Source organism: Devosia sp. (assembly GCF_039927955.1).
In the GTDB taxonomy this organism is placed as follows: Bacteria; Pseudomonadota; Alphaproteobacteria; order Rhizobiales; family Devosiaceae; genus Devosia.
Genome location: NZ_JBDSUA010000005.1, coordinates 81,372 through 95,840, shown reverse-complemented (window position 1 = coordinate 95,840; position 14,469 = coordinate 81,372). Strand labels below are relative to the sequence as shown.

Here is a 14,469-nt window from a genome sequence, read left to right as displayed (position 1 = left end):
TGGGCGGAGAGTTTCGGAATGAACGAATTGGTGCTGGCCGAGCAGATCGAGGACGAGGCGACCAGTATGGGCGCGCACCCGATTTACGCGCTGGCGCCGCGCTCGGTGGAGTTCAACAAGCTGCGCAAGCGGCTGATCCGCAATGCGCGCGAGGCAATCGAAAAGTTTGCCATGGCGCGGGCCGGCGAACGCTGGCTGGTGGCGCTTTCGGGCGGCAAGGACAGCTATGGCATGCTGGCCATCCTGCTCGACCTGAAATGGCGCGGACTGCTGCCGGTCGAGCTTCTGGCCTGCAATCTCGATCAGGGGCAGCCGAATTTTCCCAAGCATATCCTGCCCGAATTTTTGACAGGTTTGGGCATCGAGCATCGGATCGAATATCGGGACACCTATTCCATCGTCACCGAAAAGCTGCCGGCGGGTGCGACCTATTGTTCGCTGTGTTCGCGGCTGCGGCGCGGCAATCTGTATCGCATTGCCCGCGAAGAGGGCTGTTCGGCGCTGGTTCTGGGCCATCATCGTGACGACAGTCTCGAAACCTTCTTCATGAACCTGTTTCATGGCGGCAAGCTGGCAGCAATGCCGCCGCGGCTGATGAACGACGAGGGCACTGTGGAAGTGCTGCGACCGATGATTTATTGCGGCGAGGACGACATGCAGAAGTTCTCCGACGCCATGCAGTTTCCGATCATTCCGTGCGACCTGTGCGGGTCGCAGGACGGGCTGGAGCGCAATGCGATGAAGGCGATGCTCAACGACATCGAAAAGCGCATGCCAGGCCGCAAGGACGTGATGATCCGCGCGCTGGGCAATGTGAACCCGAGCCACCTGCTCGACCCAAAGCTGTTTGACTTCGCTGCGCTGGGCGCTGCCCGATGAACATTGATGTCGATGGACTGATCGAAATCGTCCGTGAAGCCGGGCGCGTCGAGATCGTGCCACGGTTCCGCAACCTCGAGGCCAGCGATATCGGGCAGAAGGCTTCTGACATCGATCTGGTGACGCAGGCCGATATTGGCGCGGAGTTGCACATAACGGCGGCGCTGCGGGCGCTTTATCCCTCGGCGATGATTCTGGGCGAGGAGGCCTATGCCGCCGACAAGAGCGTCATGTCCGGATTGGCCGAGGCTGAACTGGCCTTCGTCATCGATCCTGTCGATGGCACCTTCAATTTTGCGGCCGGCATCGGGCTGTTCGGCACCTTACTGGCGGTGACGCGCCGGGGCGAGACGGTGGCCGGGATCATCTGCGATCCATTGCAGGGCGATGTGCTGGTGGCCGAACGCGGTAGCGGGGCGTTCATGCGGCGGCTGGATGGCCAAAGCCGCAGGATTGCGGTGGCGCCGCCGGTGTCGCTTGATCAGATGATCGGGGCGATGACCTCGACCTATATGCGCGAACCGCTCCGCACGCAGGTGGGCGCCAATCTGGCCAAGACGCGGCTGATGATGTCGTATGGCTGTTCAGCTTACGAATACTGGATGGTGGCGACGGGGCGGGTGCATTTCGCCGGTCATCAATATCTGATGCCATGGGATCATCTGGCGGGTGTATTGGTGCATCAGGAGGCGGGTGGCCATACCGCCAAGTTTGACGGCAGCCCATATCGCCCGGGCGAGACGGCAGGCGGGATTATTTCCGCGCCTGACCGCGAAAGCTGGGATGTGGTGCGGCGCGAAATCATCGGAACCATTTAGGAGCGCACAATGTCGCATTTTGAAATTGCCCAGTTGGCGACCATTTTGCGCGAGGCGGCCAAGGCCGAGGTGCTGCCGCGGTTCCGGCGGCTGGATGCGGGCATGGTCAAGATCAAGAGCGAAGCCATCGATCTGGTGACCGAGGCCGATGAGGCCGCCGAGCGGTTCGTCAAGGCGGCGGTGGAAAAACTGATGCCGACGGCGCTGTTCGTGGGCGAAGAGTCGGTCGCTGCCGATCCGGCGCTGCTGACGGCCCTGGCCGGTGCTGATCTGGCGGTGGTGGTCGATCCGATCGACGGCACCGCCAATTATGCCGCCGGGCTGCCAGTGTTTGCAGTGATGGCTGCGGTGGTCAGCAAGGGCGAGACCATTGCCGGGATCATTTACGATCCAATGGGCGATGACTGGGTGATGGCCGAGAAGGGGGGCGGCGCCTGGCTGCGACGCCCGAACGGCGAGGCGGTGCGGCTGCACGCGGCTGCTCCGCTGTCTTTGGCACAGATGGTGGGCAACGCGTCGGTGGCGTTCATTCCGAGTGCCGACAAGGCGCGCATTCTGGCCAATACCGCCAAGGTGCGGGTGTCGACCAGCTATCGTTGCGCGGGTCACGAGTACCGCACCTTTGCCTCGGGCCACAGCCAATTCATGATGTATAACAAGCTGATGCCCTGGGATCACCTGGGCGGCGTGCTGATCAGCCAGGAGGCTGGTGGCTATGCGGCGCGGCTGGATGGTTCGGCATATCTGCCCAGCCATACCGATGGCGGACTGCTGATCGCCTCGGACAAGGCCAGTTGGGACGAACTGCGCAGGGAAGTGTTTTCCTTCTGAGGGTTATTTCCCCGCAACAACTGCGGCGGCGGCCTCCAACGCGCCCGAACCGTGCGGGATATCAAGTGCCTGCAGGCCGGCCTCCATGCTGGCGAGGACGCCCAGCGTCATATGGGCGTTGACGTAGCCCATGTGGCCGACGCGCAGGAAATCGTGGTAGGCGGGCTCGCTTGACAGCGCCATGCCGAGGCCAATGCCCAGGGTGACGCCAGTCTCGGTCTCCAGCCAGGTGCGCAAGGCGGTGGCGCCGCCTTTGGGAATGCGGGCGGCGGTGACCGAGCGGCCGCGGGTTGCCGGATCGGCCATGTTCAGTGCGATGTCGCTGCCCTTGCTCCAGGCGTTGAACGCGGCCCACACAGTGTTGGCCAGCGTGTCATGGCGGGCCCAGGTGTTGGGCAGGCCTTCTTCGTCCAGCAGCATGGTGAGCGATTCGCGCAGGCCATACAGATGGTGCGTCGGCGCGGTGCCGCCGAAATACAGGTAGAATTCTTCGGCGCTGAAGCGTGGCTTCCAGTCCCAATAGGGGGTGGCGAGATCGGCAGATTTTGAGACGGCCAGTGCCTTGTCGGATGCCCAGACGAAGGCAAGGCCGGGCGGCAACATCAGGCCCTTCTGGCTGGCGCCCACCAGCACATCGATGCCCCAGTCATCCATGCGCAGTTCATCGCAGCCCAGCGAAGCAATGGCGTCCACGGCGAACAGCGCCGGGTGATTGGCTGCGTCGATCGCAGCGCGGATGGCGGCAAGATCGCTGCGGGCGGTTGAAGCGGTATCCACATGGGTCACCAGCACGGCGCGGATTTTATGGCCGGTGTCGGCACGCAGCGCTTCTGCAATGCGCGCCGGATCGGCGGGTGAGCTGCGGCCGAAGTCGATCAGTTCGACATCGATGCCCATGCGGCGCGCCGCTTCCGCCCAGCCGTGGCCGAAACGTCCGGTGGCACAGACCAGCGCCCGGTCGCCACGCGAAAACATATTGGCGTTGGCTGCCTCCCAGGCGCCGTGGCCGTTGGCGATGTAGATGGCAACGTGGTGCGTGGTCATGGCGACGCGGCGCAGGTCGGGGATCAGGCCACGCGTCAGGTCGACGATTTCGCCCTGATAGATATTGGGCGAGGCGCGATGCATCGCGTTGAGAACACGATCTGGCACCGGCGATGGACCGGGGATGGCCAGATAGCTGCGTCCTGCGCGATAGGTCATGCGAACTCCGGTTCGTTAGCGTCGTGTCAGCCAAGGTGTAGCGCGGCGGGGCGGCGGTTGAAACGGCGTCGTCGCGGGTGGCTGGGTTGCGCTTGCAAAGCCCTTGCTACGACTCATAAGTTTGTGCTTATGTGTTACTCATGAGCGATACAGATATTTTCAAGGTGCTGGCCGATCCGACCCGACGCGCCGTGCTGGAGCGGCTGGCGAGCGCCGAAATGACGGCGACGGCGCTGCGCGAAGGCTTTGCCATTTCGCAACCGGCGATGAGCCAGCACCTGGCAGTGCTGCGCGGGGCCGGGCTGATCAGCGAACGGCGTGATGGAAGGTTTGTCAACTACAAGGTTGAATCGCAAGGATTGGCCCCATTGCGGCAATGGTTGGCGCGGTACGAGGCGTTCTGGCCAGCCCGGATCGATGCGCTCAAGGATTTGCTCAAGGAGATGGACCAATGACGACCCCCGACGCGCTGGTATTTGAATGCACGCTGGACGCTGCGCCGGAGAAGGTCTGGCGCGCGCTGACTGTGCGGGAATATCTGGAGCGCTGGCTGAAGCCCGATGGTGCCGCCGAGGTGGACATGGCGATGGTCAGCGCCGAGGAGAACAAGTCGCTGACCTATCGCTGGCGCGAGAGCGGGCAGGGGGCGATCCTTGGCGCCGAAGATAGCCTGGTGACCTTCGAGCTGACGCCGACCGCAGATGGTGGAACCTGGTTCCGGCTAACGCATGCGCCGGTGGCTGTGCCGGTAGCCGCCAATAGCAATGTGGCGATGGCGATGGCGGCATAGCCGCCAGCCAAGCAATACCCCAACTTCTGAACGGAGATCGCCGATGCGCGACATGAGCCAACTCGTCCCTATGGTGGTGGAACAATCGAGCCGCGGGGAGCGCTCGTTCGATATTTACTCGCGGCTGCTGCGGGAGCGGATCATTTTCGTCAATGGCGAGATCGAGGACCAGATGGCGGCGCTGATCTGCGCGCAGTTGCTGTTCCTTGAAGCGGAGAATCCGAAAAAGGAGATAAACCTTTATATCAACTCACCCGGCGGTGTGGTCACGGCGGCTTTGGCCATTTACGACACCATGCAGTTCATTGCAGCGCCGGTCGGCACGCTGTGCCTGGGCATGGCGATGTCGGCAGGCTCATTGCTGCTCATGGCCGGCGAGGCCGGACATCGGGTGTGTCTGCCCAGCGCGTCGATCATGTTGCATCAGCCCTCTGGCGGATATCAGGGCAAGGTGACCGATATCGTCTTGCATGCCGAGGAAAGCATGCGGCTCAAACGGCTGACGCATGGGCTCTACTCAAAGCATTGCGGACGCAGCTACGAGGAAGTGGAGAAGGCGCTGGAGCGCGATAACTTCATGTCGCCGGAGCAGGCCAAGGCCTGGGGATTGGTCGATATGGTGCAGGCCGACCGTGGAGAAAGTCCGCCAAACCCCAATTCGTGATCGAAGGCCGGATAAAGCTGCAACAGCTCATTAATTGCCGGGGCGTATTTTAAGCCGGTAGCAGATGGAATGGGCATGATGGCTGGCCGGTTGGATTTTTCGAAGCAGGGACGGGCGCGCGTCTACTTTTTGACGTTTGCAGGCACGCTCTTCTGCATCGCAGTGGCGCTGGCGTTCGACAACTTCTCGTTTGAAACCATGCAATGGCGCTGGGCGGCGGCGCCCATCAATGACGTGTTGATTCCGCTGATTCTGGCGCCACCGTTTTTCTGGTTTCTGCTAACCAAGCTGCGCGAGCTGGCCATTGCGCATCAGGAACTGATTTCGCTGTCCGCCACCGATAGCCTGACGCTGGTGCTGAACCGGCGGGCATTTACCGCTGTGGTCGAAGGATATCTTGAGCGGCTTGCGGTGCTGCAGACCCGCAGCGATGGCGCGCTGCTCGTCATCGACGTGGATAATTTCAAATCCGTCAACGATACATTCGGTCACCATGTGGGCGACGAAGCCCTGAGGCTGATCGCCAGCACAATTCAAGGCGCGGTGCGCGAGGGTGACGTGGTTGGACGCATTGGCGGCGAAGAGTTCGGCGTCTTCCTGCCAGGAGTATCGCTCGATCTGACCAAGGATTTGTCGGAGCGGATCCGGCAGCGGGTGCATCAGAGCCATTTCGCCCCAAACGGCCGCGCCTATCCATTGACCGTCAGCCTTGGCGGCACGGCGTTTTCGCGAAAGACCTCGTTTGGCGAACTGTATCGAACTGCCGACGAGCGGCTTTATGCGGCCAAGCATGGCGGCCGTAACCGGGTCGACATCTTCGATCTTGAGCTGGGCGCCGGCAAGCCGATGCTGGCGTGAAATGGCCGGGACGACCGGCCACTTCGATTAGTGGGCTTCGACAGCGACCGGCGTTCCGGCATATTCCTTGCCGACCCCGAACAGGCGACCATTTTCAGCGATCAGGATGCAGATCAGCGCCAGTGAACCCATGCTGAAGTAGCCGGCAGCGACGGGGACGACCGTGCCGTTGAACTGCTGGCCGATGAAGCTGCCGATCAGCGCGCCGCCTACGGTCTGGATGAACCCGAACACCGATGATGCGGTGCCGGCGACGGCGCCGAGCGGCTCCATCGACAGCGAGTTCATGTTGGACGAGGCCCAGCCGAAGCAGAACATCACAACCGCGAGGAACGGGAAGAACAGCCAGAGCGGCATGAAGCCGGCAATGCTGAGCCCGAGCCACACGGCGCTGGCGCCTATGAACACCAGCATCGCCAGATGTGAAAGCCGGCGCATGCCAAAGCGCCGTACGATCTGCGCATTGGTAAAGGACGCAACGGCCATCAGCGCGGCCACGGCGGCGAAGGCGACGGGGAAATACGGCCCGAGGCCATAGATGCCGACATAGACCTGCTGCGCGGTGCTGATGAAGCCGAACAGTGCGCCAAAGGTGAACATGCCGGCGAGGCCATAAAAGAACGCTGTGCGGTTGGAGATGACGATGCGGAAGCCATCGGCCACGGCGCGGAAAGTCAGCGGGCGACGATCGGCGGGCGCCAGGGTTTCGGGCAGGCGGAAGTATGCCCAGAGACCGAATATCGTTGCCAGGATGGCCATGAACAGGAAGATGTGGTGCCATGGGCCGGTCAACAGGATGACTTGGCCGATGCCCGGCGCGACGATCGGGATGGCCATGAACACCATGAAGGTGAGGGACATGACTTCGGCCATGGCGCGGCCGGAGAACATGTCGCGCACGATCGAGGTGGCGATCACCCGCGTTCCCGCCGCGCCGGCGCCCTGGGTGAAACGCAGGGCCAGCAGAATGGCGAAACTGGGCGCGAAGGCGGCGCAGAGTGCCGCGACGATATAAACGGCGATGCCGATGAGCAGGGGCGCGCGGCGGCCAAAGCGATCCGAGAGCGGGCCGAAGGCCAATTGGGCCATGCCGAGGCCAAGCATATAGGCGGAAACTACAAACTGGCGCTCGTTGGGCGAATCGACGCCCAGGGCTTCACCCATATAGGGCAGGGCAGGCAACATGACGTCGATGGCCAGCGCATTAAGCGCCATCAGGGCCGCGACAAGAGCAATGAATTCCGGACGGGATAAAACCCGCGTCAGGTGTTTGGACATGTATGAATCTCGAAAAAGCGCGCCGGAGGAACGGCGGGCGTCAATATGGCGAGAGCTTGGACTTCAGGTTGTGGTTTGGCAAGACCGCCATCGGCAAAGGACGATGATTTGAACGCCAAGCGTTGTGAAAGTAATTTCGCTGTGACTCATAAGGTGCTGATCAGGCTGGTTTAAGCGCAAAGGCGGGGGCGCCGCGCTCGTGGATCGGCAGATGAATTGCAGCGGAGCCAAGCCCGAGCAGAATGCCCAGATACCAGACCAGGCTATAGGAGCCGGTCAGGTCATAGACATAGCCGCCGAGCCAGACGCCGACGAACGAGCCAAGCTGGTGCGAGAAGAAGGCGACGCCATACAGCATGCCCATGTAGCGCGCGCCAAAGAACAGGCTGACGAGGCCCGCAGTCAGCGGCACTGTGGACAGCCAGAGCAGGCCCATGGCGGCGGCGAAAGTATAGGCGCTGATCTCGCTGACGGGAACGATCAGGAAAATGCCGATCGCCAAAGCGCGCAGGAAATAGATCGAGGCCAGCAACATCTGTTTGGGCAGCCGGCCGCCGAGATAGCCGGACAGTAGCGAGCCGACGATATTGAACAGGCCGATGACGGCAATGGTCCAGCTGCCCACAGCTGGCGACAGGCCGCATTGCACCAGATAAGCGGGCATATGGACGTTGATGAACGCCAGATGGAATCCACAAACGAAGAAGCCGATGACCAGCAAGCGATAGGAGCCATGCCCCCAGGCTTTGGACAGCGCCTGCATGAACTTGAGGTCAGCCTGGCCAACCGGATGCTCGGTGCGACCGCGCAGGGCGAAGGACAGCGGGATGATCAGCAGCAGCATCGAGCCCAGATAGATCAGCGCCGTGTGCCAGCCGAAGGCGCTGATGAAGCCCTGGCTGATCGGGGCGAAGATGAACTGGCCGAACGATGATGCGGCGGTGGCGACGCCGAAAATCAGCGTGCGCTTTTCTGGCGGCACCGAGCGTCCGAAAGCGGCCATGACGACGCTGAACGAGCAGACCGCAATCCCGACGCCGGTGATGACGCCAGCGGTGAGGGTGAGGATGCCGGCATTGGGCGAAATCGACATCAGTACAACGCCCAGTGCGTAGAGCGCGGCGCCGGCGGCAACGGTGCGCGCCGTGCCGACGCGGTCAGCGAAGTTACCCGCGAACGGCTGGGCGATGCCCCAGGCCAGGTTCTGGATCGCCATGGCCATGCCATAGCCCTCACGCGTCAGGCCCAGATCGGTAACGATGGGCAGGGTGAACAGGCCAAAGCTGGTGCGGATGCCATTGCCGATGGCGGCAATGATACAGCCGCAGATAATCACCGCGAGCAGGGGGACGGCGGGGCGAAGCGTGGAGGAGGTCATTGGGGCATCCGGCTATGAGCGGACAGACTAGGCCTGCGACGACATCACGCAAAGTGATTTTGTCTTATGGATGCTATCGGTTTTGGTGATGGGGTTGACCCTTGGCGCGCCAGCGGCGAGAAGGCCACCCCGAACCGGAGCCTGAGCTTGATCCGCCATATCGTGTTTTTCACCGCCAAGACCGACGACAATCTCGACGCGATCTGTGCGGGCCTGGCGCTGTTGGGCACCATTCCGCATGCAAGTCATTTCGAAGTGGCAGGCAACACCAAGGTTGACCAGATTTCCAACGAGGTCGACATAGTGGTGTATGCCGAATTTGCCGATGCGGCGGCGCTGGCAGCCTACAAGGCGCATCCAACTTACGCCGAGGCGACCCGGCGCGTGCAGCCATTGCGCGAATTGCGGCTGTCGGCGGACGTGGTGGCGCAATGAAAACGCCGGGCGCTGGGCCCGGCGTTTTGAATTTCAGCCTGGGCAGCCGCCTTATGCCGGCGCTTTGACCGCGATGCCAGCGTCGGTGAGGTGGGTCTGCAATTCGCCCGCCTGGAACATTTCGCGGACGATGTCGGCGCCGCCGACAAATTCACCCTTGATGTAGAGCTGCGGAATGGTCGGCCAGTTGGTGTAGGCCTTGATGCCGTCGCGCAGTTCGGCGCTTTCGAGCACGTTGGCACTGTCATATTCCACGCCAAGATAGTTCAGGATCTGCACGACCGAACCGGAAAAACCGCATTGCGGAAAATCGGGCGAGCCCTTCATGAACAGGAACACGTCGTTGGTCTTCACCTTGTTATCGATGAAATCGTTGATATCGGTCATGGGACAAGCCTTTCGAATACCGGATGCATGGGCCGGAGGAGTTGCTGGAATAAATAGGCCATCAAGCCGCCGGTGTCGAGGTCACCATCGTAAAACAACGATGTTTTGACCTGGCATCAGCTTTGCGAGCCGTGCAGATGTCCGGCCACCCACGGATGCTGGGTGAAATCGGTGAGCGCGTTATACTCCACCGCTTCCCAGCCATAGGCCCGGGCGCCGGCGATGACTTTGGGCGTATCATCGAAGAACAGCGGCGGCTCGGTTTGCGGGCCGATGCGGTCGCGCACGAAATCGAAGAAGCCGGTTTCGGGTTTGCGGATACCGGCGCGGGCCGAATAGAAAATGTCCTCGAAGATGTCGCTGAGACCGAGCATGTCCCACAGCCACATGGCGCGCAGGTGGTCCTGATTGGTGGCAATGTACAGCCGCACGTCAGCGCTCGCCTTGAAGGCACGGATGGCTTTGACCAGGTCCTCGTTGCGGGCGCTGTCATGGGTCAGCCAGTAATGGGCAAAAACCATCGGTGAACCCCTGTAGCCAAGCGCAGGCAGGCGGCGTTCCAGCGCTTCGATCAGCGAAACCTGGCCGACGACGACTTTCTTGATGAAAATATCGAAGATGAATTCGTCGTTGAAGCGTTGCGGATCGACGCCGAGATCCTCCAGCAGGTTCTCGTTCCAGCGGCGCGTCAAATCTGGGCGGGCGTGATAGCCGTGAACCAGAACGCCATCGACATCGAAGATAACCGCGCGCGTCACTTGCGGCGGACCGGCATTGCGCCAAGGCCGACAAGCACTTGCGGGGGAATGCCGAGTTCCTGAATCACATCGGTGTGGCGGCGGAAGCCGACCAGTTCGCGCTGGACGAAATATTCCCAGACCACTTGCCGGGCTTCGGCAAGGCGTTGGTCGCGCGTGATATCAGGGGCAGAATTGAGCGCAGTGATGGCGGCGATCACCTTGCGCTCGGCCGCGCCGAGCGAGGAGGCGCGCTCGGCCATGATCTCGTTCTGCAGCGCATTGGTGCCGGCTTCGGGCCGGACCATGGCGATCAGATCGAGCGAGTCGCGCAGGCTCACCGCTATTTTGGAGCGCTGGTTTGCAGGGCCAAAGCGTGCAGCGCGCCGCCCATGTCGCCGCCGACTGCGGCATAAACCATTTGGTGCTGTTGCACCCGGGTTTTGCCCCGGAAGGTCTCGGAAATCACCGTGGCGGCCCAATGGTCGCCGTCGCCGGCAAGGTCGCGGATTTCGATCTCGGCATCAGGAATACCGGCCTTGATGCGGCGTTCGATTTCGTTGGCTTCCATTGCCATGGCAGGACCTCGTTGGGTGGAGCGTGGTCACAATGATATGGCACGCGGGATGGGGTGGTTCAAGTTGGGGTGGTGTCGACCATTTGTCAGTCGACACCCTCCCCGCAAGGGGGAGGGTGACCCGACTGAGAGATTTACCTAAGCCGCCTTGCCATCCATGAACGCGGGGAACCAGCCCTCATGCGCTGCCTTGAGCTCAGCAACCGGCACCGGACGAGCGTCGCCAAGCACCAGCGTAGTGCCGCCCGTGGTGCCGATCCACGGCGCAAAAATCCCGGCGGTTTCGATGTCGTCCATGAACTGGGTGAACAGTTCGATATCGTTGAAATCGCGGATGGTCACCAGGTAGCGGCCCTGATCTTCGCCGAAGAACACCGGGATCGAATCGACATCGTTGAGCTGGGCGATCTGCGCGCCGATGCCTGAGGCCATCGCCATTTCGGCGAGGCCTACAGCCAAGCCCCCATCTGACAGATCGTGACAGGCGGTGGCCTGACCAGTGCGGATCAGCTTGCGAACGAAATCGCCGACGCGCCGTTCATGGGCCAGATCGACCGGCGGCGGCGGGCCGTCGCGGCGATCGTGCAGGTCACGCATGTAGATCGATTGCGCCAGATGCGTGCCCCAGGCGGGCGGCGCGCCGAACAGCAGGATCAGCTCGCCCGCTGCGGCAAAGCCGATGCGCGCCATCCTGGACCAATCGGGCAACAGGCCGACGCCACCGATGGTGGGCGTGGGCAGAATGCCCTTGCCGTTGGTTTCGTTGTAGAGCGAGACATTGCCCGAAACGATGGGGAAATCCAGCGCGCGGCAGGCTTCGCCAATGCCCTTCACCGCATGGACCAGTTGTCCCATGATTTCGGGGCGCTCGGGATTGCCGAAGTTGAGATTGTCAGTGGCGGCGAGCGGATCGGCGCCGGTGGCGGTCAGGTTGCGCCAGGCTTCGGCCACGGCCTGCTTGCCGCCCTCATAGGGGTCGGCCTCGCAATAGCGCGGGTTGACGTCGGAGGTGAAGGCCAGGGCCTTGGTGGGGTGGCCTTCGACGCGGATGACGCCGGCATCGCCGCCGGGGCGCTGCAAGGAATTGCCCTGGATCAGGGTATCGTATTGCTCATAGACCCAACGGCGGGAGGCGATCTGGTGGCCGCCGACCAGCTTGAGCAGGGCATCGGCGACATCCATCTGCGGCACGTCATCGGCGGCGAGCGGAGCGGCAACCTTGGGTGCGGTCCATGGCCGATCATATTCCGGCGCTTCGTCGCCCAGTTCCTTGATCGGCAGGTTGGCGACTTCCTCGCCCTTCCACATGACGCGGAAGCGCAGATCGTCGGTGGTATAGCCGACGGTGGCGAAGTCCAGTTCCCACTTTTCGAACACGGCGCGGGCGGCGGCTTCCTTTTCGGGATGCAGCACCATGAGCATGCGCTCCTGGCTTTCGCTGAGCATCATTTCATAGGGGGTCATTTCGGTTTCGCGCACCGGGACCATGTCGAGGTTGAGTTCGACACCGAGGTCGCCCTTGGCGCCCATTTCGACGGCCGAGCAGGTGAGGCCCGCCGCGCCCATGTCCTGGATGGCGATGACGGCGCCGGTCGCCATCAGTTCGAGGCAGGCTTCGAGCAGGCGCTTTTCGGTGAAGGGGTCGCCGACCTGCACGGTGGGGCGCTTTTCCTCGATATCGTCGCCGAATTCGGCCGAGGCCATGGTGGCGCCGCCGACGCCATCACGGCCGGTCTTGGCGCCGAGATAGACCACCGGCAGGCCGACGCCTTCGGCTTTGGAGTAGAAAATCTTGTCGGTATCGGCGAGGCCCGCCGCAAAGGCGTTGACCAGGATATTGCCATTGTAGCGGGCGTCGAATTCGACCTCGCCACCGACGGTGGGCACACCGAAGGCATTCCCATAACCGCCGATGCCGGCGACGACGCCGCTGACCAGATGGCGGGTCTTGGCATGGTCCGTGGCGCCGAAGCGCAACGCGTTCATCGCCGCGACGGGGCGGGCGCCCATGGTGAACACGTCCCGCAGGATGCCGCCCATGCCGGTGCCGGCGCCCTGATAGGGCTCGATGAAGCTGGGGTGGTTGTGCGATTCCATCTTGAAGACAATGGCCTGACCATCGCCGATATCGACCACGCCGGCATTTTCGCCGGGTCCCTGGATCACCAGCTGGCCGGTGGTCGGCAGGGTTTTCAGCCACTTCTTGGACGATTTGTACGAGCAGTGCTCGTTCCACATCGCCGAGAAAATCCCGAGTTCCGTATAGGTCGGCTGGCGGCCGATCAGCGCGACGATCTTGTCGAATTCGTCGGGCTTGAGGCCATGATCGGCGACGAGCTTGGGGGTGATGGCGATGTTGTTCTGATAGGTCATGCAGCGGGTTTTCCGAAGGGAGGTTCTGGAAAATATTCCATGTACTTTTGGGTGTCGCGGGCCGGAATTTCACCGAACAGGTAGGAGACCAGCCAGAGCGACATGTCGATGCCGGCAGAGACGCCGGCCGAGGTGATGACGTTGTCGTCGTGAACCCAGCGCTTGTCTTCCACCAGCGTCGCCAGCGGGGCGCATTCGCGGAAGAAATCGAAGGCTTCGCGGTTGGTGGTGGCGCGACGATGATCGAGAAAACCGGTTTTTCCCAGCAGGCCGGCGCCGGTACAGACCGATACCTGAAAGCGGGCGGCGGCCAGATAGGGCCGCAAGGCGCCGATGAAATCCCAGTTCTTGGCCAGCGGACGGGTGCCGCGACCGCCGGGGACGATGACGACATCGGCCATGGGCGCATCGGCAAAGGCATAATCGGCGGTGACGCGCAGGCCCTTGGCGCAGCGCACTTCCTCGCCGGGCCAGCCAACGGTGAACACGCTGATCGGCGCGCCGACCAGCTTGGCCATGGTGAAGACTTCCCAAGGGCCGACGAAGTCGAGTTCCTCGACGCCGTCAAAGATCAGGATGGCGATGCTGGTGCGGGTGCCGGTTTCAGTCATGGGCCACCGCGCGTCTGGCGATGAAGCCGTCGAGCAGGATGACGATGGCGGTCAGCACGGCGAGGCCAATGGTCATCAGCACTGCATTGAGCAGCACCTGCGGGTAGCCGAGATCGATAACGTTGATCACCGGATAGGGATATTCCTGCACCCAGGCACCGCGGGCGATGATGTAGATGAAATAGATCAGCGTGGGCAGCAGCATGATCGGCAGGCTAAGCCATTTCAATCCGCCATGCGGCTGCGCGAACAGCCACCACAGCAGGTAGAGGGTCGGGCACAGATAGTGCAGCATGCGATCGGCGAGGTCGAACAGGCCCTCGAACGCATAGAGATGGCGCAGCACGAAATAGACGAACAGGGTGACCAACGCGATATTGGCCGCCATCATGGCGCGCGTCACCGGGCTGCGGAACGGCTCCAGCCATTTGGCCTTGAGCACCAGCGACAGGTAGATCAGCACCAAAACGATATTGGTGAGGATGGTATAGTAGCTGAAGAAATTGCCCATGGCGCCGGGCAGGTCGCGGCCGTTGGCGGCGTGCAATTGCATCGACAGGGTGAACTGCAGAACCAGCGCGACACTCCCGAAGAACAGGCCGAGCCAAACCAGCAAGCGGCGCGGGTTGACCGGCGCGCGCGGGTTCATC

18 protein-coding genes are annotated in these 14,469 nt (G+C 62.3%); 8 read left to right on the top strand and 10 right to left on the bottom strand.

Annotated features, from left to right (window positions below):
- Window positions 1–18: 18 nt before the first annotated feature.
- The 3 genes from ttcA to ABIT12_RS02385 are packed head-to-tail and all read left to right on the top strand — an operon-like array spanning window position 19 to window position 2,528.
- Window positions 19–879, top strand: coding sequence for a tRNA 2-thiocytidine(32) synthetase TtcA (gene ttcA, locus ABIT12_RS02395; protein ID WP_348042963.1), 861 nt, complete (start codon window positions 19–21; stop codon window positions 877–879).
- The gene (locus ABIT12_RS02390; protein WP_348042961.1) at window positions 876–1,697 is read left to right on the top strand and encodes an inositol monophosphatase; all 822 of its coding nucleotides are present in this window, start codon (window positions 876–878) and stop codon (window positions 1,695–1,697) included. Before ttcA ends, ABIT12_RS02390 begins: the two co-directional genes overlap by 4 nt.
- A gap of 9 nt (window positions 1,698–1,706) precedes the next feature.
- Window positions 1,707–2,528, top strand: coding sequence for an inositol monophosphatase (locus ABIT12_RS02385; protein WP_348042959.1), 822 nt, complete (start codon window positions 1,707–1,709; stop codon window positions 2,526–2,528).
- Window positions 2,529–2,531: 3 nt separating this feature from the next.
- Here the strand turns inward: ABIT12_RS02385 and ABIT12_RS02380 are convergent, their stop codons facing one another.
- A complete protein-coding gene (locus ABIT12_RS02380; protein WP_348042957.1) occupies window positions 2,532–3,731 on the bottom strand; it encodes an aminotransferase class V-fold PLP-dependent enzyme in 1,200 nt (399 codons plus the stop codon).
- Between the two features lie 140 nt (window positions 3,732–3,871).
- Here ABIT12_RS02380 and ABIT12_RS02375 point away from each other — a divergent pair, with 140 nt between their 5' ends.
- From ABIT12_RS02375 to ABIT12_RS02360, 4 genes are all read left to right on the top strand, one after another.
- Window positions 3,872–4,186: a metalloregulator ArsR/SmtB family transcription factor gene (locus ABIT12_RS02375; RefSeq protein ID WP_348042955.1), complete on the top strand. Its 315-nt coding sequence runs from the start codon at window positions 3,872–3,874 to the stop codon at window positions 4,184–4,186.
- Window positions 4,183–4,521: an SRPBCC domain-containing protein gene (locus ABIT12_RS02370; protein ID WP_348042953.1), complete on the top strand. Its 339-nt coding sequence runs from the start codon at window positions 4,183–4,185 to the stop codon at window positions 4,519–4,521. Before ABIT12_RS02375 ends, ABIT12_RS02370 begins: the two co-directional genes overlap by 4 nt.
- A gap of 43 nt (window positions 4,522–4,564) precedes the next feature.
- The gene (locus tag ABIT12_RS02365) at window positions 4,565–5,185 is read left to right on the top strand and encodes an ATP-dependent Clp protease proteolytic subunit (protein ID WP_348042951.1); all 621 of its coding nucleotides are present in this window, start codon (window positions 4,565–4,567) and stop codon (window positions 5,183–5,185) included.
- A 78-nt stretch (window positions 5,186–5,263) separates the two neighbouring features.
- A complete protein-coding gene (locus ABIT12_RS02360; protein WP_348063276.1) occupies window positions 5,264–6,043 on the top strand; it encodes a GGDEF domain-containing protein in 780 nt (259 codons plus the stop codon).
- A gap of 27 nt (window positions 6,044–6,070) precedes the next feature.
- Here the strand turns inward: ABIT12_RS02360 and ABIT12_RS02355 are convergent, their stop codons facing one another.
- Together ABIT12_RS02355 and ABIT12_RS02350 are read right to left on the bottom strand one after the other, a co-directional pair.
- Window positions 6,071–7,321, bottom strand: a complete 1,251-nt coding sequence (locus ABIT12_RS02355; RefSeq protein ID WP_348042944.1) for a multidrug effflux MFS transporter — start codon at window positions 7,319–7,321, stop codon at window positions 6,071–6,073.
- 160 nt (window positions 7,322–7,481) lie between these two features.
- Window positions 7,482–8,699: an MFS transporter gene (locus ABIT12_RS02350; RefSeq protein ID WP_348042942.1), complete on the bottom strand. Its 1,218-nt coding sequence runs from the start codon at window positions 8,697–8,699 to the stop codon at window positions 7,482–7,484.
- Window positions 8,700–8,846: 147 nt separating this feature from the next.
- Here ABIT12_RS02350 and ABIT12_RS02345 point away from each other — a divergent pair, with 147 nt between their 5' ends.
- Window positions 8,847–9,134 (top strand): Dabb family protein, encoded by a 288-nt coding sequence (locus tag ABIT12_RS02345; protein ID WP_348043281.1) that lies wholly within the window; start codon window positions 8,847–8,849, stop codon window positions 9,132–9,134.
- A 51-nt stretch (window positions 9,135–9,185) separates the two neighbouring features.
- Here the strand turns inward: ABIT12_RS02345 and grxD are convergent, their stop codons facing one another.
- The 7 genes from grxD to ABIT12_RS02310 form a co-directional block, all read right to left on the bottom strand.
- Window positions 9,186–9,521 carry a Grx4 family monothiol glutaredoxin gene (gene grxD / locus ABIT12_RS02340; RefSeq protein ID WP_348042940.1) on the bottom strand — a complete coding sequence of 112 codons (336 nt, stop codon included), beginning with the start codon at window positions 9,519–9,521 and terminating at the stop codon, window positions 9,186–9,188.
- Window positions 9,522–9,637: 116 nt separating this feature from the next.
- Window positions 9,638–10,279: an HAD-IA family hydrolase gene (locus tag ABIT12_RS02335; protein ID WP_348042938.1), complete on the bottom strand. Its 642-nt coding sequence runs from the start codon at window positions 10,277–10,279 to the stop codon at window positions 9,638–9,640.
- Window positions 10,276–10,599 (bottom strand): DUF6665 family protein, encoded by a 324-nt coding sequence (locus tag ABIT12_RS02330; protein ID WP_348042936.1) that lies wholly within the window; start codon window positions 10,597–10,599, stop codon window positions 10,276–10,278. The genes ABIT12_RS02335 and ABIT12_RS02330 overlap by 4 nt, the downstream gene beginning before the upstream one ends.
- Window positions 10,600–10,601: 2 nt before the next feature.
- The gene (locus ABIT12_RS02325; RefSeq protein ID WP_348042934.1) at window positions 10,602–10,835 is read right to left on the bottom strand and encodes a BolA family transcriptional regulator; all 234 of its coding nucleotides are present in this window, start codon (window positions 10,833–10,835) and stop codon (window positions 10,602–10,604) included.
- A gap of 138 nt (window positions 10,836–10,973) precedes the next feature.
- Window positions 10,974–13,208 carry a phosphoribosylformylglycinamidine synthase subunit PurL gene (gene purL, locus ABIT12_RS02320; protein ID WP_348042932.1) on the bottom strand — a complete coding sequence of 745 codons (2,235 nt, stop codon included), beginning with the start codon at window positions 13,206–13,208 and terminating at the stop codon, window positions 10,974–10,976.
- Complete coding sequence (locus ABIT12_RS02315) at window positions 13,205–13,819, bottom strand: DJ-1/PfpI family protein (RefSeq protein WP_348042930.1); 615 nt, start codon at window positions 13,817–13,819, stop codon at window positions 13,205–13,207. Before ABIT12_RS02315 ends, purL begins: the two co-directional genes overlap by 4 nt.
- A complete protein-coding gene (locus ABIT12_RS02310; RefSeq protein WP_348042928.1) occupies window positions 13,812–14,468 on the bottom strand; it encodes a Pr6Pr family membrane protein in 657 nt (218 codons plus the stop codon). Before ABIT12_RS02310 ends, ABIT12_RS02315 begins: the two co-directional genes overlap by 8 nt.
- Window position 14,469 lies beyond the last annotated feature (1 nt).